The organism is Pseudomonas sp. VI4.1 (assembly GCF_002029345.1).
Classification (GTDB): Bacteria; Pseudomonadota; Gammaproteobacteria; order Pseudomonadales; family Pseudomonadaceae; genus Aquipseudomonas.
In genome coordinates this window covers 21233-40259 of record NZ_MULM01000126.1, presented here as the reverse complement: position 1 = coordinate 40259, position 19027 = coordinate 21233, and the positions used below count along the sequence as shown (strand labels likewise).

Below are 19027 nucleotides of genomic sequence, written 5' to 3'. Positions count from 1 at the left end.
CGGTGAGTGCCAGCGAAGGCGCCCTCGAGCCTTGCACCGCCCATGACGACGCCTTCGCCGGCAAGCCGGGCTCCTACAGGGTGTGGCGTTGACCACAATTCATCGATACACCGCTGATCCCTGTAGGAGCTGGCTTGCCAGCGAAGGCGGCCTCAAGCCTTGCAGCGCCCATGACGACGCCTTCGCCGGCAAGCCGGGCGCCTACACAGGGGTTTGGCGGTCGTTCAGAACCCGAACTTGTCGCGCAACCCGTAATACCACGCCCCCAATGCCGCAAACGGTGTCCGCAGCATCTGCCCACCGGGAAACGGATAATGCGGCAGGTCGGCAAACGCGTCGAAGCGCTCCGCCTGGCCGCGCAACGCTTCAGCCAGGACCTTGCCCGCCAGGTGCGTATAGGTCACCCCATGGCCGCTACAGCCCTGGGAGTAGTAAATGTTGTCGCCCAGACGTCCGACCTGAGGCAGGCGCGACAGGGTCAGCAGGAAATTGCCGGTCCAGGCGTAATCGATCTTCACGTCCTTGAGCTGCGGAAAGGCTTTGAGCATCTTCGGCCGGATGATCGCTTCAATGTTCGCCGGATCCCGCGCGCCATACACCACGCCGCCGCCGAAAATCAGGCGCTTGTCGCCACTCAGGCGGTAGTAGTCGAGCAGGTAATTGCAGTCTTCGACGCAATAATCCTGCGGCAGCATGGCCCTGGCCAGTTCCTCGCCCAGCGGCTCGGTGGTAATCACCTGAGTTCCGCAGGGCATCGACTTGGCCGCCAGCTCCGGCACCAGATTGCCCAGATAGGCGTTGCCGGCAACGATGATGAACTTGGCCCTGACTGTGCCCTGTGGCGTATGCACCCGCGGATTCGCCCCGCGCTCGATGCGCACCGCCGGCGACTGCTCATAAATAGTGCCGCCCAGCGACTCGACGGCCGCGGCTTCGCCCAGCGCCAGGTTCAGCGGATGAATGTGCCCGCCACTCATGTCGAGCATGCCGCCGATGTATTGATCGCAGGCCACCACTTCACGGATCCGGCGTTGATCCATCAGCTCCAGCTGGGTGTGACCGAAACGCTCCCACAGGCGCTTCTGGGCTTCCAGGTGCCCCATCTGCTTGGCGGTGATGGCCGCGAACACGCCGCCATCCTTCAGGTCGCACTGGATATTATATTTGGCAACCCGCTCGCGAATGATCCGTCCACCCTCGAACGCCATCTGCCCCAGCAACTGAGCCTGCTTGGGCCCGACAGTGCGCTCGATCACATCGATGTCGCGGCTATAGCTGTTTACGATCTGCCCGCCATTGCGCCCCGACGCGCCAAAACCCACCTTCGCCGCCTCCAGGACCGTCACCCGGAAACCGTTTTCCAGCAGAAACAGGGCAGAGGACAGGCCGGTGTACCCGGCGCCGATCACACAGACATCAGTCTCTACGTCATCCTGCAGGGCCGGGCGCGGCGGAACCGCATTGGCCGAAGCGGCGTAGTAGGACTCGGGGTAGGGTGTGTGCGCCATCCTGCAGCCTCTGTTTAATATATTTTACGAGTGCATCGATCCTACCCGAGTTAAAAATCGGCCGCCAGCCACCGCAAATTCTTCTTTGCAGCAGCAAAATTAAATATTTTGCATATTCATAGGGTTAGCTCGAAAAAAGGTGTTGACACCCCTCGGGAATTCCGTAGAATGCCGCCACACAGCAGGCACGTAGCTCAGTTGGTTAGAGCACCACCTTGACATGGTGGGGGTCGTTGGTTCGAGTCCAATCGCGCCTACCAAACAAAATCCGCTCTGCTGGGCGGTCTGGAAGGGCTCACCGAAAGGTGAGCCCTTTTTTGTTGTCGATGGAAAAATCTCATCAGCGCTGAGGCTCGAAACGATTCACCGATCGTTCAGCAGTTCGGCGACCCCACGCGTGATGAATTCCAGGTTCTCATCGAGCTTGGTCAGAGAGCTGCGGATCCTGACGGCATCCTCGGCGGGGCCATGCAGTTGCTCGATCCAGAAGGAGAGCGCCTCGACGGACTCCGCAATGGCGAGCTGGTTTTCGTTGAGCTTGAATATCAGCGAAGGGATGAGGTCGTGGGTAGGCATGGCTGATTCCTCCTTTGAGTGAGGAAAGCGTAGCAGGCAAAAAAATCTGCAGTGCGCACGATCCTTCCCGCCTTCACTTGGCGTCAGTTGTCATTCGAGCCCATTACTTCAGCTGGCCATCGCGATTCGCAGTGCTACCGCGGCTTCAAGAAGCTTGTTCGCCTGGCTCGAGACAGCCGTTGCCAAGTCGTCATTTCCAGCGGCCTTGAGCATGGCTGCCAAATCCAGCAGCTTCCCCACCTCGATCTCCACGACGCGAACGGATTCGGTTATCTGGTATTGAAGTGAGTGCGCCATGCCATCAGCCCTCGTTCCGTCCGCTGTACCTCTTTCAATGAAGAGTCTTGGCCCTGCGACTTTCGCCGATTCTGATCCGGTCCAGTGCCCGGTTCAGAGCATCCAGGGCATCGAGGAGGGCTTTCGCTTCGGTCTCTCGACCCTCTCCCCAAAGACGTTCAGCCATTTTATTCATGGCCTGGATGGCGCTCTCTATTTCAGCAGCGGTTGCTGTGCTGGTGTCTGTCGGCCGTTTCTTGGTCATTGTCAGAATTTTTGCAGTGCCTGCACGAAAAAAGGGGGGGCGCGAAAAAAGCGTAAAAAAGGGGGGCGGGGTGATTTTCCAGAAAGGAACGGAAAAATAAAACCGTTCTTTTTTTTGCCTCTGCCGGGCGGTCTGGAAGGGCTCACCGAAAGGTGGGCCCTTATTTGTCTGGCTTGAATTTATACAGCGCGTTCAAAAAGTATCGGGTTGGTTCACGCCGGGTCATGTGAACGCCTGGAGCGTCCTGTTTCTGGCTACGATTCTCCCTCTCTAGCCCGATCCTTGTCACCACCTGTCTTCTCCCGCTATTGAATAATTGCAACTGATCCTCCGCCTCCACCTATGGTGCCACCGCCACCGCCACCGGTTCCCGTTCCTGACTGGGACCCCCCAGATGAGCCGAGTGACGAGGTGCTGGCCGAGTCACCATCGGAATCATCGTCATCACGGGTGCTGGCGTAACCGCCGGCAATCGCGAACCGTCTAAGCAGGAGGTCATAACTGACGATAGCCGCTGCATTTTTGCCTTGGTAGCCAACACCCACGGGGATCCCGAACATTGGGGTAACGGCAAAGGGGTAGTAGCTGACACCGGCCGACGCGATGGCGCTATTTTCATCCCGGCTGGAAGTTGCATGAAGTGTGAAGCCGATGCCGGTATTGGCGCCAAAGGCATAAGTCAAACCAGCAAAAGCGCCTATATCGGCAAGTGCGATCGGTGCCGCACAAGAGACAAGTGCAGCAGCTAAAATAATGTTTTTCATATCTGTTACCCCAAGGAAGCTCTGGAAAAGTCCTCTTTCTCTCAGCCCACAAAAAGCAATAACTCTTGAGTTATGAAGTTGTTATTTTTAGATCGGCTCCTTCGAGCCGGATGGGGATTTTCCAGGGCCCCAACGTCGTTGCGACATGACGTGAGCTTAGGCTTGAAGGGGGGACTTTCAAGACCGTTCGTCGGCAGGTTTCTGCCAGAGATGCTGCGCTCGATGGTCCCGGATAGAGGCCGCCGGGCTTTGCGCCAGGCTGAGCGGCTCTCATGCAACACAACCTGCAAAGGAGGGCGAATGTGCCATGCGCAAATTCAACCTGAAGCTCCTGAACGACGCCGATGACGCGTGCCCCGAAGTACTAAAGGGAGCGACGAACCCATCAAGGTCACAGATGCAATTTTTGTTGAAAACGGTTTTTTGGCAGGGTGTTACGGATATTCCAATTCTGAAGAAATATATTCGGCTGACTCTTTCGAAATCCTTTCAGCCTCCAGCTTCATCGCCTCGGCTATTTGCCAGGAGATGACACGCTTGAGTGCGGCTGCAGAGACTTCCTCGACAAGGCCTTGCTCGGCGAGGAAATCGACGCTCATCAAGCTATCGAAGCCGGCCTTTTTTATCGGTCGGATTCTTGTTCAGGAACACGGGCTATCGGCAATTCGGGCGTAAACTAGCCAGGCTACCTCATCAAAAGGAGCCGCTTATGATCGCCGATCAAACCAACAAACAGACCGCTGATACCCGAACTGTCTGGGATCAGTACTTCTGCGCTGCGTTGATTGCAGAAAGCAACCTGACGGCACCCGTTGTCGGAGGCGCTACGCACGAGGACAGGCAGAACCTGTTGATTGAAAGGGCCAAGGCCCTCGCCGACAAGATGATGGAAAACCGAAAATAACCGGAGCCCAGCCATCGCGCTGGGCTCTTTGCGTCCGGCGTGTCGACTCAGGTGATCAAGTCTACGGTGCCGCTCGCCAGGCGATAGACGCCGCCCACTATCTTCAACGAGCCTTTGCCCAGGGCATCGGTCAGCAAGGGCGAGGCATGTTTCAGGCGCTCCACCGAGTCTTTGACGTTTTGCACGGTGGCGTTTTCCATAAGGCTCCCGGGTTGACTGAGCACTTTCTCGATTGAGGGCTTGAGTGCGTCGGTCAGTTTCGGGATATGGCCAGGGAACACGGTGCGATCCTTGACGGCTTTGATGCCTGCGTCGATGGCGCCGCAGCTTTCGTGCCCGAGTACGAGGATCAAGGGTGCGCCGAGCACCGCGACGGCGTATTCGAGGCTGGCCAGCCCCTCGTCCGTGACGAAGTTGCCCGCGACACGTATGGCGAAAAGATCGCCTCGGGCGGTGTCGAATGCGTACTCGGGGGCAATGCGCGAGTCGGAGCAACCCAATACCGCCACGAACGGGTTCTGGCCGGAGACCAGGGCTTCTCGCTCATCCTTGAAGTCATGGGTCTTGGAATCGCCGGCAACATAACGTTGATTGCCTTCCATCAGTCTTTTCAGGGCATTGTCGGGGCTGATCGAGTTTTGCGGTTTGGGGGGAGGGGCGGTTTTCTCGGCAGCCCGGGCGACCTTGTCGGGCAGTGCACCGGCCAGTAGCAGGGCGCCTGCGCCCAGACCGGCCAGCCGAAGAAACCTACGACGACCACTCGCGATTTGCATAGCGTTTGAATCACATGATTCACACATGATCTTGTGTACTCGGGTCAGTTGGGGTGGGAACGACTTCGCATCAAGCACTGGTGCAGCGACGAGCTGTCAGCGCTTGTGGGGTGGAGTCTAGCCGCGATCCGCCTGACGATTGACGCTTTGAGCGTTAGATGAGATTGCTGCGCGATGCACGCCCTCATGACATGCGCTACTACTGAAAGGCTGATTCATTTCGTCCTGACAGGAGTACTTCGATGCTGGCTCACTGGGTTCTGGCGGCGGTTCATCTCTTGGCGTTTGCCCTGGGCTTCTGGGCGGTGCTCTCCCGTGGCACGGCGCTTCGACGCCTGGTTGCCGGGGCCGGGGAGGCTCGCAGCGTATTGATCGCGGACAATCTGTGGGGGCTCTCGGCCGCCGTGCTGTTGGTCACTGGTGGGATGCGAGCTTTTGGCGGGTACGAGAAGGGCGCTGATTATTATCTTCATCAGCCGTTGTTCCACCTCAAAATGACATTTTTCGTGCTTATTCTGTTGCTGGAAATCGCACCGATGGTGACGCTGATCAAATGGCGCAGGGCGCGGGCGCGAGGCGCGGCGATCGATACCGGCCGTGCGCAGCTGTTTGCACGGATCAGTCATATCGAAGCGATGCTGGTGTTGCTGATGGTGGTGGCGGCCACGGGTATGGCGCGGGGCGTGACCTTTGGTTAACCGAACGCCAGGGCGCGCTTGTTCGGGGTGAGCCCGAGGCGTCTGGTATTCAGGGTATGAAGCAGGATCGGCTTCACGTTCTCGACTGCATCGCCCGTAGGTGCCATGGTCATCGAGAAGGATGTGAGAAATGAAAGGCGATGCGAGGCATGAATCTCTAGCCAGCCATGGTTCCGGGGTGAACGGGCTGGCTACCGACTACAGCAGGACTCAGGACTGTGGCTTGTCCGGGGCGGTCAGGCCAGCCTGGATACGCTGATAAATTTCTTCGCGGTGCACGGCAACGTCTTTCGGAGCGTTGATGCCGATCCTGACTTGCTGGCCGCTAACGCCCAGGATGGTGATCGTAATGTCATCACCAATGTTTATGCTTTCACCGACTTTGCGGGTGAGTATCAGCATGGTCTTCTCCTTGATTGCTTTGTGGGGCACCTGATTCGGACAGTGCAGAGGTCGGTGGTCTATATAGATTAGTGCGAAGTCTCACAGTTTGGGTGCCTCTTTCTGACGCGCAGATGCTGCATTAATTCCCAAGGTGTAACTATACAGAGGCCGCAACCATGATTCTCGTTGTTTTGAGTCGATTTTGCGGCACTCGGGAAGTATTCATGGATGCTAAAATCTGCGCTTTAGGCATCCAGAGGGAAGCGTTGTGCGCAAAATGGTCTTGGTAATCGCGGTACTGGCACTGGCGGGATGCGGTGAGGGCAAGCGCCCTGACGTGCCAAAGCCGCAGACAACAGCGGCGACCGCACCGGTGGCGGCCTCTGCACCCCAGTGGGATCTGGAGGTGCGAGGCGAAATAACCCAGGCTGTCAGCGACCTCAGCGGCTGGCTGATCGAGCATAGTTTCGTATCCAGTGTCGTCAAGGAAAACGGCAAGACGCGGATTCTGCTCGGGCCATTCAATTCCAGGGCCGAGGCCGAGGCCAAGCAGGCTGAAGTAGCCGCGGCGCTCACCCGGGCGAAAAAACAGAACATCGAATTGCTGGTCGTCGAACACACAGCGCCCCTGTAGGACGCTGCCCCCCTGTAGGAGCGAGCATGCTCGCGAAGCCCTCAAGGGCGACGCGTTCATTCAGACGATATGCGTCATCGTTGACGTCCATCGCGAGCAAGCTTGCTCCTACAGCGCCAGCACCGAACGCTTAACCGCACGCCTTCATATCCACCGGGCCGACAAACTCGTTGCCGCGCCCCATCACGCAGCCCACGCTCTGGTTGCGCTGACGTTCCCAGGCCTCGACCGGATAGGTTTTATTCCAGGCTTCGTACAGTTGCCGATCCTGTTTCGACAGGCGCAAACCATACTGCTTGCTCATGTAGAAGTACGTCCGGGCGATCATGCCGCGAATGGAAGGGCGAGGCATGACCTTCTTCGCCTTGAAGTCGACCTGGGTCAGGCACGAACCGTATTGACCGGTTTGCACCGGCAGCCAGCCGAAACTGAAATTGCTGCGATCGCCGTTCACCTCGCCGATGCTCGGCACCAGGTTATGCAGGTCGGCCTCGGCCTTCTGGTAGACCGGATCGTAGCGCGTGCAGTTCTTGCGCCCGCCTTCTTGCCAGCACTGACGCTGATGGCCGATCTGCCAGGCCGGGACAATGTGTTCCCACTCGATGCGGGACGCACGCTTGGCGTTTTTGCGCGGGACATATCCGCAGGCCGCGAGATTGACCTTGTTGCCGGAGTATTTGCAGCCGCAATAAAACTCGGTGGATTGCGGGGCGTACAACTTCCAGGCGACTTTCTTGGCTTCGCTGAAGGTGCGTGGGGCGCCCGCCTGGGCGCCAAGGGTGATCAGCAGAAACAGCAAAGCAAACCAGCGGACACTCATCGACTCAATCTTCCTTCGGCACAACCCAGAAAATCTGCACGCCGCCATCGTCGCGATAAGCGAGGGTGACGTTGTCGTTCTCATCGATTTCTTCGAGCAGCTGTTCCCACTCGTCCACGGGTTCGTCCGGCAGACGGAAGATCAAGGCGGCTTTGGCTTTTTGCGCGGAGGGGGAGTTGATGATTTTCTGCACGCGAAGACCCATGCGTACATAGGTGTCGGGAGAAACAGGGGTAGAGGCCACAGGATTATCCTTATTAAGCTGTACGTGCATACAGTATTTAACTGTAGGCATTTTCGCAACTACTTAAAATTCAAGAAATTCCTCTGACAGCGGTTTTTCGCTTTTGATGTAGGACGGCGGAGATTTTTATTGGGGTCAAACCACTCGCCAAAAGGGCGAGTGGTGAGCGATGCCCGACCGGAACCGGTCGGGCGAGGGCGCATCAATATTCCCAGAACATCCGTTGCAGCTCTTTGCTGTCGTTGGTCTTGGTCAGCGCGACCATGGCCAGGATGCGAGCCTTCTGCGGGTTCAGGTCGTGGGCCACGACCCAGTCGTACTTGTCGTCAGGCTGTTCGGCGTTGCGCAGCACGAAGCCGCCGGCGTTGACGTGGGAGGAGCGGATGATCTGCACGCCGTCCTTGCGCAAGGCCTGCAGGGCTGGCACCACCCGCGAAGAGACCGAGCCGTTGCCGGTGCCGGCGTGGATGATGGCTTTGGCGCCCGACTGCGCCAGGGCTTTGTAGGCGGTATCGCTGACGTTGCCATAGGAGTAGGCGATTTCGACGTTCGGCAGGCTCTCGATGGTTTTGATGTCGAATTCCGAATCCATGGTGTGGCGCTTGGCCGGCAGGCGGAACCAGTAGGATTTGCCTTCCACGACCATGCCCAGTGGGCCCCAGGCGCTTTTAAACGCTTCGGTCTTGATGTTGATCATCTTGCTGACGTCGCGACCCGACTGGATTTCGTCGTTCATGGTCACCAGTACGCCTTTGCCTCGCGCTTCCTTGCTGCTGGCCACGGCCACGGCGTTGTACAGGTTGAGCATGCCGTCGGCAGACATTGCGGTGCCCGGGCGCATGGAGCCGACGACGATGATCGGCTTGTCGGTTTTTTCCACCAGGTTCAGGAAATAGGCGGTTTCTTCCAGGGTGTCGGTGCCGTGGGTGATGACGATGCCATCGACGTCGTTGCTGTCGGCCAGCTCAGCGACACGCCGACCCAGTTGCAGCAGGTTGTCGTTGGTGATGCTTTCGGAGGCGATCTGCATGACCTGTTCGCCTCGAACGTTGGCCAGCTGGCTCAGCTCAGGGACCCCGGCGATCAATTGTTCGATGCCGACTTTCGCCGCCTGGTAGGTCGCGCTATTGGCTGCGCTGGCACCGGCGCCGGCAATGGTGCCGCCCGTGGCCAGGATCACCACGTTGGCCAGTTTCTGTTGGGTCTGCGCTTCTTCTTTCGCCTGAAGGGCGGTGGGCAGGAGTAGCAGGAGGGCCAAGGCGCCCGGGACCAAGGTCTTGAAAACAGATGTCATTATTTTTCTCTCTTGTAGTTAGACGGTGCTGATGCAGGTTCATCTAGATACGCCCCAAGGCGAGCTGAACGCTGGGGTTTACCAGAGGGAGCAGGATTCATACCAGACATGCCTTGTAACGGAAATTACTCGTAACCTAATGATTTTTATCATTATTTTTTAAACATTTTTAAACTAACCAGCATTGGGTCGTCCGGATTTCCGAACGGCTGTGGCATTCGTGTTCGGCTCTCCGAGCGCCCGACGCCGGTTGGCATTGCCGATTTACCAGAATGCCTGTCTCTGCCATGCAAAATCACCAAACAGCGCTAGGCCGTCGTTGACAAATGTCGGCAGCATTCGCATAGTCCGGTTAACGCAAACGTTTGCGCCGCACTGCCGATGGCTTGATCAGCGGCGAGCGCGATGACCCTGTGCCAGTGCAAGCGTTGCTCACCATAATCATAAGATCGGAGTGAAACCATGAAGCTGCCATTCGCTGGACGTCTTCTTGCTGTCGCTATGCTGGCTGCCGCATCCGCCGCGTTGCCTGTCTCTTCGGCGCTCGCCGAAACCGCTGAAAAACCTAAAGTCGCGCTGGTCATGAAATCCCTGGCCAACGAATTCTTCCTGACCATGGAAGACGGCGCCAAGGCCTACCAGAAAGACCATTCCGGCGAGTTCGAGCTGATCTCCAATGGCATCAAGGACGAAACGGATACGGCGAACCAGATCCGGATCGTCGAGCAGATGATCGTGTCCAGGGTCAATGCGCTGGTCATCGCGCCAGCGGACTCCAAAGCCATGGTGCCGGTGATCAAGAAAGCGATGGATGCCGGCATCACCGTGGTCAACATCGATAATCAGCTGGACCCGGCGGTGGTCAAAAGCAAAAACATCACGGTGCCGTTCGTAGGCCCGGATAACCGCAAAGGCGCGCGCCTGGTGGGTGAGTACCTGGCGAAACAGCTGAAGGCCGGTGACGAAGTCGGCATCATCGAAGGTGTCTCCACCACGACCAACGCCCAGGCCCGCACCGCAGGCTTCAAGGATGCGATGGACGCGGCGCAGATCAAGGTCGTCTCCTTGCAGTCCGGTGATTGGGAAATCAACAAGGGCAACCAGGTTGCCGCCTCCATGCTCAGCGAATACCCGAACATCAAGGCCTTGCTGGCGGGCAACGACAGCATGGCCGTCGGCGCGGTGTCTGCCGTGCGTGCCGCCGGCAAGGCCGGCAAGGTACAAGTGGTCGGCTACGACAACATCAACGCCATCAAGCCCATGCTCAAGGACGGTCGCGTGCTGGCCACCGCCGACCAGTTCGCGGCCAGGCAGGCGGTGTTCGGCATCGAGACCGCGCTGAAGATCATCAAGGGTGAGAAAGTCGACAGCGGCGTCAATGGCGTCATTGAAACGCCGGTAGAGCTGGTGACCCAGTAGTCCTTCTGGCGCCACAAACTGTGCTCGCCCGTCCGGGCGGGCACGTGGAGAGTTTTATGTCAGTTTTCGCCCCGAACGCTGTCCTCTCGGTCAGCGGCATCGGCAAGACTTACGCGCAACCGGTCCTGACCGGCATCGATCTGACGCTGCTGCGCGGTGAAGTGCTGGCCCTGACCGGCGAGAACGGCGCCGGCAAAAGCACGTTGTCGAAAATCATTGGCGGGCTGGTGGCGCCGACCACCGGCCAGATGCAGTTTCAGGGCCAGGATTATCGCCCCGGCAGCCGGACCCAGGCCGAAGACCTGGGCATCCGCATGGTCATGCAGGAGCTCAATCTGCTGCCGACCCTGTCGGTAGCGGAAAACCTGTTTCTGCACAATCTGCCCAGCCAGGGTGGCTGGATCAGCCGCAAGCGATTGCGCAAGGCGGCGATCGCGGCCATGGCCCAGGTCGGGCTCGACGCCATCGACCCCGACACCCTGGTCGGCGAACTCGGCATCGGCCACCAGCAAATGGTCGAGATCGCGCGCAACCTGATCGGCGACTGCCATGTGCTGATTCTCGACGAGCCGACCTCGATGCTCACCGCCCGCGAAGTCGAAATGCTGTTCGAGCAGATCACCCGCCTGCAGGCGCGCGGCGTCTCGATCATCTACATTTCCCATCGCCTCGAAGAACTGGCACGGGTCGCCCAGCGCATCGCGGTATTGCGCGACGGCAACCTGGTCTGCGTCGAGCCGATGGCCAATTACAACAGTGAGCAGCTGGTTACCTTGATGGTCGGTCGTGAACTCGGCGAACAGATCGACATGGGCCCGCGCCAGATCGGCGCGCCAGCGTTGACGGTCACCGGCCTGACCCGTTCCGACAAGGTTCGCGACGTGTCCTTCGAAGTGCGGGCCGGCGAGATCTACGGGATTTCCGGTTTGATCGGGGCAGGGCGCACCGAGTTGCTGCGCCTGATCTTCGGCGCTGATACGCCAGACAGCGGCAGCGTGGCACTGGGCTCGCCGGCGCGGGTCGTCAGTATCCGTTCGCCGGCGGATGCGGTCGGTCACGGCATCGCCCTGATCACCGAAGACCGCAAGGGCGAAGGCCTGCTGCTGACCCAATCGATCAGCGCCAATATCGCCCTGGGCAATATGCCGGTGATTTCCAGCGGCGGCTTCGTCAAAAACACTGACGAGATCGCCCTGGCCCAGCGTCAGATCGACGCCATGCACATCCGCAGTTCCAGTCCCACCCAGTTGGTCTCCGAGTTGTCCGGCGGCAACCAGCAGAAAGTCGTGATCGGTCGCTGGCTGGAGCGCGACTGCTCGGTGATGCTGTTCGATGAGCCGACCCGCGGCATCGACGTCGGCGCCAAGTTCGACATCTATGCCTTGCTCGGCGAGTTGACCCGTCAGGGCAAGGCGCTGGTGGTGGTGTCCAGCGACCTGCGCGAACTGATGCTGATCTGCGACCGCATCGGCGTGCTCTCGGCGGGGCGTCTGATCGACACGTTCGAGCGTGACAGCTGGACCCAGGATGACTTGCTCGCCGCCGCATTCGCCGGCTATCAAAAACGTGATGCGCTGCTCAACGAAGCAGCGCCGAGGGATCTTTCATGACGACTGCTACGTCCGCCGGCAAACGCAGTGGCAACTTCTATGGCCTCGGTACCTACCTGGGCCTGGCCGGTGCCTTGCTGGCCATGGTCGCGCTGTTCTCGGTCCTGAGCAGCCATTTTCTGTCGTACGACACCTTCAGTACCCTGGCCAACCAGATCCCGGACCTGATGGTGCTGGCGGTCGGCATGACGTTCGTGTTGATCATCGGCGGCATCGACCTCTCGGTCGGTTCGGTGCTGGCGCTCGCGGCATCGACGGTCAGCGTGGCGATTCTCGGCTGGGGCTGGAGCGTATTGCCGGCGGCGCTGTTGGGGATGGGCGCCGCGGCGTTGGCGGGAACCATTACCGGTTCGATCACCGTCGCCTGGCGGATCCCGTCGTTCATCGTGTCCCTGGGCGTGCTGGAAATGGCCCGTGGCGTGGCGTATCAGATGACCGGCTCGCGCACGGCCTACATCGGTGACGCCTTCGCCTGGCTGTCCAACCCGATCGTCTTTGGCATTTCGCCGTCGTTCATTATCGCCTTGCTGATCATCGTCATTGCCCAGGCCGTGCTGACCCGTACCGTGTTCGGTCGCTACCTGATCGGCATCGGCACCAACGAAGAGGCGGTGCGCCTGGCCGGGATCAATCCCAAACCCTACAAGATCCTCGTGTTCAGCCTGATGGGGCTGCTGGCCGGTGTCGCCGCGCTGTTTCAGATCTCCCGGCTGGAAGCGGCGGACCCGAATGCCGGCTCCGGCCTGGAGCTGCAAGTGATCGCCGCGGTGGTGATCGGCGGCACCAGCCTGATGGGCGGCCGCGGTTCGGTCATCAGTACCTTCTTCGGCGTACTGATCATTTCGGTACTGGCCGCCGGACTGGCGCAGATCGGCGCGACCGAACCAACCAAACGCATCATCACCGGCGCGGTCATCGTGGTGGCGGTGGTGCTTGATACTTATCGCAGTCAGCGCGCAAGCCGGCGGACCTGAGTCATGGCAACAATCAAGGATGTGGCAGCGCTGGCGGGAATTTCCTACACCACCGTGTCCCACGTGGTGAACAAGACCCGGCCAGTCAGCGAAGAAGTACGGGTCAAGGTCGAGGCCGCCATCAAGACGCTCGACTACGTGCCCAGTGCGGTGGCCCGCTCGCTCAAGGCGAAAACCACGGCGACCATTGGCCTGTTGGTGCCCAATAGCCTCAACCCGTACTTCGCCGAACTGGCGCGGGGGATCGAGGATTACTGCGAGCGCAATGGCTATTGCGTGATCCTGTGCAATTCCGACGACAACCCGGACAAGCAGCGCAGCTACCTGCGGGTGTTGTTGGAGAAGCGTATCGACGGCTTGATCGTGGCGTCGGCCGGCGGCGATGCGGGACTGGCGCAAGGCCTGGCCGGCGTGCGCACGCCGATGGTGATCGTCGACCGAGGGCTGGAAGGGGTCGATGCCGACCTGGTGCGCATCGATCACGAGTACGGCGCCTATCTGGCGACGAAGCACCTGCTGGAGTTGGGGCATCGGGACATTGCCACCATCGGCGGTCCGGCAAATACCAGCGTGGCGCAGATGCGTCTGGCCGGTTATTGCCGCGCCTTGCAGGAGGCCGGTGTCGCAGTGCCTCGTGAACGCATGCTGGAAAGCGACTTCACCAGCACCGGCGGTTACAGCGCCGCGGCGATCCTGCTGGAAAACAATCCGCCCAGCGCGATATTTGCCGGCAACGACATGATCGGCATCGGCGTGCTGCGGGCCGCCGCCGAGCGCAATATTCGAGTACCGACTGAACTGTCGGTAATCGGCTTCGACGATATCCAGATCAGCCGGTATGTGTATCCGGCGCTGACCACAGTCGGCCAGTCGATTCTGCAACTGGGCGAGATGGCCGCTGAAGTGCTGTTGCGCCGGATCGCCACACCGGCCATGGCCACTGATCAACGGATCGTGACGCCCAGTATTGTCCTGCGCGAATCGACGGCGCCGCTGGCCGGTGTGTTTGACCAATACCGCTGAATCGAAAGCTCTGGAAACCAAAAGCTCTGGAAAACAACAGCTCCGCTGAAACCGAATTGATGAGTGACGTATGCCAGCAAAAGTAGTGGTGATAGGCAGCCTGAACATGGACCTGGTAACCCGGGCACCGCGACTGCCCCGAGGCGGCGAAACGCTGATCGGCCAGTCGTTTGCCACGGTTCACGGTGGCAAGGGCGCGAATCAGGCGGTGGCTGCGGCTAGGCTGGGCGCGCAGGTGTCGATGGTCGGCTGCGTGGGCAGCGACGCCTATGGCGAGCAGCTGCGCGGGGCGCTGTTGGCCGAGCAGATCGATTGCCAGGCGGTCAGCGTGGTTGACGATTCCAGCGGCGTGGCGTTGATCGTGGTCGACGACAACAGCCAGCAACGCGATCGTGATCGACGCCGGGGCCAACGGCGCGCTGACGCCCGAAGTGATCGACCGTTTCGACCCGGTGCTGCAGGCGGCGGATGTGCTCATCTGCCAGCTGGAAGTGCCGGATGCCACGGTCGGCCATGCGCTCAAGCGCGGCCGCGAATTGGGCAAGACCACGATTCTCAACCCGGCGCCGGCCAGTCGCCCGCTGCCGGCGGACTGGTACGCGGCCATCGATTACCTGATTCCCAACGAAAGCGAGGCCTCGGCGCTCAGCGGTCTGCCCGTGGACTCCCTGGCCAGCGCCGAAACGGCCGCCGCCCGCTTGCTCGCCCTGGGTGCCGCCAAGGTGATCATCACCCTCGGTGCGCAGGGCTCGCTGTTTGCCAATGGCAGCGGCTTCGAACATTTTCCGGCGCTGCAGGTAAAGGCAGTCGATACCACCGCGGCCGGCGACACCTTCGTCGGTGGTTTCGCCGCAGCACTGGCGGCCGGCAAAAGCGAGGCCGAAGCGATCCGCTTCGGTCAGGTCGCTGCGGCGCTGTCGGTGACCCGTGCCGGTGCGCAACCCTCGATTCCCACCTTGTCCGACGTACAGGCCTTCAAAACACCATGAAGAAGACACCGTTGCTCAACGTCGCCCTGTCGCGACTGATCGCCTCCCTGGGCCACGGCGACCGGGTGGTGATTGGCGATGCCGGCCTGCCGGTGCCACCGGGCGTCGAGCTGATCGACCTGGCGCTGACCCACGGCATTCCGGATTTCGTCAGCACCTTGAAGGTGGTGCTCAGCGAAATGCAGGTCGAAAGCCACGTACTGGCCCAGGAGATTCTGCACAGGAAACCCTCGGCACTGGCGACCCTGGATGAACTGGACGCCGAAGGTGCGCTGGGTCGGCGTGAGCTGCTCAGCCATGACCAATTCAAGATCCTCAGCCGCCAGGCGCGGGCGATCGTTCGCACCGGCGAATGCCAGCCGTACTGCAACATCATTCTGGTGGCTGGGGTTACATTCTAACGGCCACGTTTTGACTGCCACGTTTTAACGTTTGAATCTTCAAGCACAAGGAGTGCGCCATGTACCGCTATGCTCAGAAACTGCACCTGCTACGGAGTCTTCTGCTTTTGTCCCTGATGACCGCAACAAGCGCCCAGGCGGCGCAAAGGATCGACCTGATCATCGACACCGACCCCGGTGCCGACGATGTGGTGGCCTTGCTGTTTGCCCTGGCCTCGCCGCAAGAACTGAACATTCGGGCGCTGACCACCGTCGCCGGCAATGTGCGCCTGGACAAGACTTCGCGCAATGCGCGGCTGGCCCGCGAGTGGGCAGGGCGCGAGGAGGTGCCGGTGTATGCCGGCGCGCCGAAACCGCTGATGCGCACGCCGATCTACGCCGAGGACATCCACGGCAAGGAAGGCTTGTCGGGTGTCGCCGTCCACGAGCCGAAGGCGGGCCTGGCCGAAGGCAACGCGGTCAACTATCTGATCGAGACCTTGAAGGCCGCCAAGCCCCACAGCATCACCATCGCCATGCTCGGTCCGCAGACCAACCTGGCGTTGGCCTTGATCCAGGAGCCCGCTATCGTCCAGGGCATCAAGGAGGTGGTGGTCATGGGCGGGGCGCACTTCAACGGCGGCAATATCACCCCGGTGGCCGAGTTCAACCTGTTCGCCGACCCGCAGGCCGCGGAGGTCGTGCTCAAGAGTGGCGTGAAGCTCATCTACCTGCCGCTGGACGTGACCCACAAGATTCTCACCAGCGAGGCACGCCTGAAGCAGATCGCGGCAATCGACAACACTGCCAGCAAACTGGTGAGCGATATTCTCAATGAGTACATCAAGGGCGACATGGAGCACTACGGCCTTGCGGGTGGCCCGGTGCATGACGCCACGGTGATCGCCTACCTGCTCAAGCCCGAGCTGTTCACCGGTCGTTCAGTGAACGTGGTGGTCGATAGCCGCGAAGGCCCGACTTTCGGCCAGACCATCGTCGACTGGTATGACGGCCTGGGTGCGCCAAAGAATGCCTTCTGGGTTGAAAGCGGCGACGCCCAGGGCTTCTTCGACCTGCTGACCGAGCGCCTGGCGCGCCTGAAATAAGCGGCTAGCCGCAGGTGCCAGCCTGCGGACTCAGTTCCTCGCTGTTTGTGCGATGCCCAGGTAATTTCCCGGGTACTTTTCGAACACCTGCGTGATGAATGAGCGGGAGGCTTCGGTTCCAAGCTCCTTGACCAATAAATCGATCGCAATGATTGCCAACTCTTCCGGGCTGCCGGGGCTATAGGAGCTATGGCCCTGTGGCCAGCTGGCTTTGATGTCGGCGTCGATGCGTACGGTGGTCATGAGGGGGCTCGTGAATTGGGGAAAGTCTGAGGGTGAAGTTAACCATTTTGCGCGACGTTTGGCACTCCGACTTAGGCATGAGGGGAGGGCTATGCGACACTTGGCCTTTGATGGATTTTCAAGGACCGTGCTGTGCAGATCGATTTGAACACTCCTGACGGCTTGACCCTTGAAGCCGTGCGCCAGCTGCTGGCCTCTGCCAGCGATGATGAGCACACGCAACTGCGGGTCACCAAGGGCGGCATCGCCTACATTTCGTCGGGCGTCGTGGGGGGCACCGATATCGACGGACTCTTGTTTCGCCTGGAAACCTGGGCCAAGGGCTCCGGTTATGTCGGGCGTGTCGCGGCCAGCGATGAGGTCTGGGTCATGCAGATCTTCAATGCGCTGAAACAGAACTGGCCCAATCCGCCCTTCGACTACATCGATGTCTATTGAGACTTGTTCATATTCAGTCATGATTACGCGGTGGACAGCCGGCGATGCTCAGGCAAACTCGCCGCTTTTCATGATCGAGGGCGGGGTGCTATTACGCCCTGGGAAACCAAACGCCAGATTGGCGGTCGCACGATCTCAGCTCAACTATTGAAAAAAGGAGGCTTCATGCCTTGGAAGCTCGCGTCATTGGGTACTTTGCTGGCCGCTGCCATGTTGGCCGGTTGCAGCACTACCTCCACCGAGTCGACAACAGACCCTGCCACGACCAGTGAGACGGGGCACAGCCGTTGTGAGGCAAAAGCTGCCGAATTCGCCATTGGCAAAAAAGCTTCGCCCGAACTGCTGGAGCAGGCGCGTACCCGCGCAGGCGCACAGAACGCACGTTTCCTGCTGCCCTCCGACATGGTGACGCTGGAGTACCGCTCCGATCGCCTGAACCTGAACACCGATGCCAGTCGGGTGGTCACCCGCGTCAACTGCGGCTGATCGCTGCGCTTTTGTTGCGCCCATAAAAAACCCCGTCACATGGACGGGGTTTTTTTAGTGCGCCAGAAACTTACTCTGGGCGGACTTGTGCAGCTTGCATACCCTTTTGGCCTTTCTCAGCCACGAAGGAAACGGTCTGGCCTTCTTTCAGGCTTTTGAAACCGTCGCTTTCGATAGCTTTGAAGTGTACGAACAGGTCGTCACCGCCACCTTGAGGAGTGATGAAGCCGAAGCCTTTTTCATCGTTGAACCATTTAACGGTGCCGGTTTGGCGATTAGACATGGTGTATCTCCAAGAAACATATATTTTCAGTAGTGCTGTGCTGCTCAGGCCAACTGGGCACACCGGGGTATCATAGTCGAAATGTTCGCTTTGGGAGCCCCCCGGACGTGCTGTTTGTCCTACAGTAGCGCATTCTTTGTTGCTTTGTATGGCTGAAAGCCCCGGTTTAAAAGGCTTTCAGCCGAAAGTAAAGACGATAAAAAAACCTGTAAAACCTGAAAAAATCATCGGAAAAAACCCGTTTCGGGGGCTTTTCATCGTCGATCGAGGCCGCGAAAGCCGTCAGTCAGGCTTACTTTTTCGCCTTGGAATCGGGCTTGCAGGCGGCAATCTTGGTCAGCGCTTTTTGTTTCAGGGCGTCGCTGGCGGTGTTGTCCATCAGTGACTGAATGTCAGCCGCCGGGTAAGACTTGATCGCGTCAGCCCCGCAAGCACAGTGAGATTTCGCTGCGGCCGCGCCGATCTGAGGGGTGGCTGCCTCGGTGCACTGAGCCATGTATTTCTCGCGCTCGCCCTTTGGCCAATCGGCATGGGCGGCCAGTGGCAGCAGCAGGACGACGGGGGCGATTACCGCGAATAAACGATTCAGACGCATGCTCGGATGCTCCTTGTGGGTCAATGTCTTGTTATCTGAGGGGTAAAGCGGGGTTCAAGTTCAGCACTCTGGCATAAAAACCGCTGATTTGCCCCCGTAGCGGTCCGGCTGCGGCGACGACCGTTCATCTGTGCTAGCATGCCTCGCTCGGGCTTTTGCAGGCTCCGGATGACTTTCAGTCCCGGTGGCGGCAAAGGCGCGACAAAATCCTGATTTGAATCCCAGTCACTCTGGTTCGGTTTTCCGGTTGGCCGCAAGGCTCCTGCCGCTGTAAGGCAGGCGTTCGTCATTGAATGGCCTGGACCGGATCTTGTACTGGCTCATCCCAACCCACGTGACCT

General features: G+C 59.6%; 25 protein-coding genes, 1 tRNA gene and 1 pseudogene. 13 read left to right on the top strand and 14 right to left on the bottom strand.

The features are described 5' to 3' along the window. Positions 1 to 224 precede the first annotated feature (224 nt). A complete protein-coding gene (locus tag BZ163_RS09050; protein ID WP_128870622.1) occupies positions 225 to 1508 on the bottom strand; it encodes an FAD-binding oxidoreductase in 1284 nt (427 codons plus the stop codon). A 183-nt stretch (positions 1509 to 1691) separates the two neighbouring features. Here BZ163_RS09050 and BZ163_RS09045 point away from each other — a divergent pair. Further along, positions 1692 to 1768 (top strand) — tRNA-Val (locus tag BZ163_RS09045). 103 nt (positions 1769 to 1871) lie between these two features. On the opposite strand, the gene BZ163_RS09040 is transcribed toward BZ163_RS09045, so the two are convergent. From BZ163_RS09040 to BZ163_RS34785, 5 genes are all read right to left on the bottom strand, one after another. Next, a complete protein-coding gene (locus BZ163_RS09040) occupies positions 1872 to 2084 on the bottom strand; it encodes a hypothetical protein (RefSeq protein ID WP_128870621.1) in 213 nt (70 codons plus the stop codon). Between the two features lie 108 nt (positions 2085 to 2192). Further along, positions 2193 to 2381, bottom strand: coding sequence for a hypothetical protein (locus tag BZ163_RS09035; RefSeq protein WP_128870620.1), 189 nt, complete (start codon positions 2379 to 2381; stop codon positions 2193 to 2195). A gap of 34 nt (positions 2382 to 2415) precedes the next feature. Next, positions 2416 to 2625: a hypothetical protein gene (locus BZ163_RS35495; protein ID WP_128870619.1), complete on the bottom strand. Its 210-nt coding sequence runs from the start codon at positions 2623 to 2625 to the stop codon at positions 2416 to 2418. Positions 2626 to 2930: 305 nt separating this feature from the next. Further along, on the bottom strand, positions 2931 to 3389 hold the full coding sequence (locus BZ163_RS09025; protein ID WP_128870618.1) for a hypothetical protein: 459 nt from the start codon (positions 3387 to 3389) through the stop codon (positions 2931 to 2933). A 434-nt stretch (positions 3390 to 3823) separates the two neighbouring features. Continuing rightward, positions 3824 to 3988 carry a hypothetical protein gene (locus BZ163_RS34785; RefSeq protein WP_168187332.1) on the bottom strand — a complete coding sequence of 55 codons (165 nt, stop codon included), beginning with the start codon at positions 3986 to 3988 and terminating at the stop codon, positions 3824 to 3826. A 110-nt stretch (positions 3989 to 4098) separates the two neighbouring features. On the opposite strand from BZ163_RS34785, the gene BZ163_RS09015 reads away from it, so the two are divergent. Next, positions 4099 to 4293 (top strand): hypothetical protein, encoded by a 195-nt coding sequence (locus BZ163_RS09015; RefSeq protein WP_128870617.1) that lies wholly within the window; start codon positions 4099 to 4101, stop codon positions 4291 to 4293. 47 nt (positions 4294 to 4340) lie between these two features. Here the strand turns inward: BZ163_RS09015 and BZ163_RS09010 are convergent, their stop codons facing one another. After that, positions 4341 to 5093 (bottom strand): carbonic anhydrase, encoded by a 753-nt coding sequence (locus BZ163_RS09010; RefSeq protein ID WP_128870616.1) that lies wholly within the window; start codon positions 5091 to 5093, stop codon positions 4341 to 4343. A 215-nt stretch (positions 5094 to 5308) separates the two neighbouring features. On the opposite strand from BZ163_RS09010, the gene BZ163_RS09005 reads away from it, so the two are divergent. After that, a complete protein-coding gene (locus BZ163_RS09005) occupies positions 5309 to 5764 on the top strand; it encodes a DUF2214 family protein (protein WP_128870615.1) in 456 nt (151 codons plus the stop codon). 210 nt (positions 5765 to 5974) lie between these two features. Here the strand turns inward: BZ163_RS09005 and csrA are convergent, their stop codons facing one another. Beyond that, a complete protein-coding gene (gene csrA / locus BZ163_RS09000) occupies positions 5975 to 6166 on the bottom strand; it encodes a carbon storage regulator CsrA (protein ID WP_008028241.1) in 192 nt (63 codons plus the stop codon). A gap of 250 nt (positions 6167 to 6416) precedes the next feature. On the opposite strand from csrA, the gene BZ163_RS08995 reads away from it, so the two are divergent. Next, positions 6417 to 6782 (top strand): SPOR domain-containing protein, encoded by a 366-nt coding sequence (locus tag BZ163_RS08995; RefSeq protein ID WP_128870614.1) that lies wholly within the window; start codon positions 6417 to 6419, stop codon positions 6780 to 6782. Positions 6783 to 6912: 130 nt separating this feature from the next. On the opposite strand, the gene BZ163_RS08990 is transcribed toward BZ163_RS08995, so the two are convergent. The 3 genes from BZ163_RS08990 to BZ163_RS08980 form a co-directional block, all read right to left on the bottom strand. Beyond that, positions 6913 to 7602, bottom strand: coding sequence for an endonuclease (locus BZ163_RS08990; RefSeq protein WP_128870613.1), 690 nt, complete (start codon positions 7600 to 7602; stop codon positions 6913 to 6915). 4 nt (positions 7603 to 7606) lie between these two features. Continuing rightward, a complete protein-coding gene (locus BZ163_RS08985; RefSeq protein WP_128870612.1) occupies positions 7607 to 7897 on the bottom strand; it encodes a DUF1654 domain-containing protein in 291 nt (96 codons plus the stop codon). Between the two features lie 151 nt (positions 7898 to 8048). Continuing rightward, positions 8049 to 9140, bottom strand: a complete 1092-nt coding sequence (locus BZ163_RS08980) for an asparaginase (RefSeq protein ID WP_128870611.1) — start codon at positions 9138 to 9140, stop codon at positions 8049 to 8051. Positions 9141 to 9602: 462 nt separating this feature from the next. On the opposite strand from BZ163_RS08980, the gene BZ163_RS08975 reads away from it, so the two are divergent. From BZ163_RS08975 to BZ163_RS08945, 7 genes and pseudogenes are all read left to right on the top strand, one after another. Continuing rightward, positions 9603 to 10559, top strand: coding sequence for a sugar ABC transporter substrate-binding protein (locus BZ163_RS08975; protein WP_128870610.1), 957 nt, complete (start codon positions 9603 to 9605; stop codon positions 10557 to 10559). Positions 10560 to 10615: 56 nt separating this feature from the next. After that, the gene (locus BZ163_RS08970) at positions 10616 to 12169 is read left to right on the top strand and encodes a sugar ABC transporter ATP-binding protein (protein WP_128870609.1); all 1554 of its coding nucleotides are present in this window, start codon (positions 10616 to 10618) and stop codon (positions 12167 to 12169) included. Then, positions 12166 to 13143, top strand: coding sequence for an ABC transporter permease (locus BZ163_RS08965; RefSeq protein ID WP_128870608.1), 978 nt, complete (start codon positions 12166 to 12168; stop codon positions 13141 to 13143). Before BZ163_RS08970 ends, BZ163_RS08965 begins: the two co-directional genes overlap by 4 nt. A gap of 3 nt (positions 13144 to 13146) precedes the next feature. Then, positions 13147 to 14166 (top strand): LacI family DNA-binding transcriptional regulator, encoded by a 1020-nt coding sequence (locus BZ163_RS08960; protein WP_128870607.1) that lies wholly within the window; start codon positions 13147 to 13149, stop codon positions 14164 to 14166. A gap of 70 nt (positions 14167 to 14236) precedes the next feature. Continuing rightward, positions 14237 to 15155 (top strand): annotated as a pseudogene (gene rbsK / locus BZ163_RS08955) (ribokinase). Continuing rightward, the gene (rbsD, locus tag BZ163_RS08950) at positions 15152 to 15556 is read left to right on the top strand and encodes a D-ribose pyranase (protein WP_128870606.1); all 405 of its coding nucleotides are present in this window, start codon (positions 15152 to 15154) and stop codon (positions 15554 to 15556) included. The pseudogene rbsK and the gene rbsD overlap by 4 nt, the downstream one beginning before the upstream one ends. A 59-nt stretch (positions 15557 to 15615) precedes the next feature. Further along, the gene (locus tag BZ163_RS08945) at positions 15616 to 16641 is read left to right on the top strand and encodes a nucleoside hydrolase (protein ID WP_128870605.1); all 1026 of its coding nucleotides are present in this window, start codon (positions 15616 to 15618) and stop codon (positions 16639 to 16641) included. A 30-nt stretch (positions 16642 to 16671) separates the two neighbouring features. On the opposite strand, the gene BZ163_RS08940 is transcribed toward BZ163_RS08945, so the two are convergent. Beyond that, entirely contained in the window at positions 16672 to 16884 is a 213-nt protein-coding gene (locus tag BZ163_RS08940; RefSeq protein WP_128870604.1) for a hypothetical protein, read from the bottom strand. 132 nt (positions 16885 to 17016) lie between these two features. Between BZ163_RS08940 and BZ163_RS08935 the strand changes: the two genes are divergently transcribed. After that, positions 17017 to 17322 (top strand): hypothetical protein, encoded by a 306-nt coding sequence (locus BZ163_RS08935; RefSeq protein WP_128870603.1) that lies wholly within the window; start codon positions 17017 to 17019, stop codon positions 17320 to 17322. Positions 17323 to 17487: 165 nt separating this feature from the next. Next, positions 17488 to 17808 carry an I78 family peptidase inhibitor gene (locus BZ163_RS08930; protein ID WP_128870602.1) on the top strand — a complete coding sequence of 107 codons (321 nt, stop codon included), beginning with the start codon at positions 17488 to 17490 and terminating at the stop codon, positions 17806 to 17808. Positions 17809 to 17878: 70 nt separating this feature from the next. On the opposite strand, the gene BZ163_RS08925 is transcribed toward BZ163_RS08930, so the two are convergent. Then, positions 17879 to 18091, bottom strand: a complete 213-nt coding sequence (locus BZ163_RS08925) for a cold-shock protein (protein ID WP_003179963.1) — start codon at positions 18089 to 18091, stop codon at positions 17879 to 17881. A gap of 292 nt (positions 18092 to 18383) precedes the next feature. After that, positions 18384 to 18686, bottom strand: a complete 303-nt coding sequence (locus tag BZ163_RS08920) for a hypothetical protein (protein WP_128870601.1) — start codon at positions 18684 to 18686, stop codon at positions 18384 to 18386. Positions 18687 to 19027: the final 341 nt, after the last annotated feature.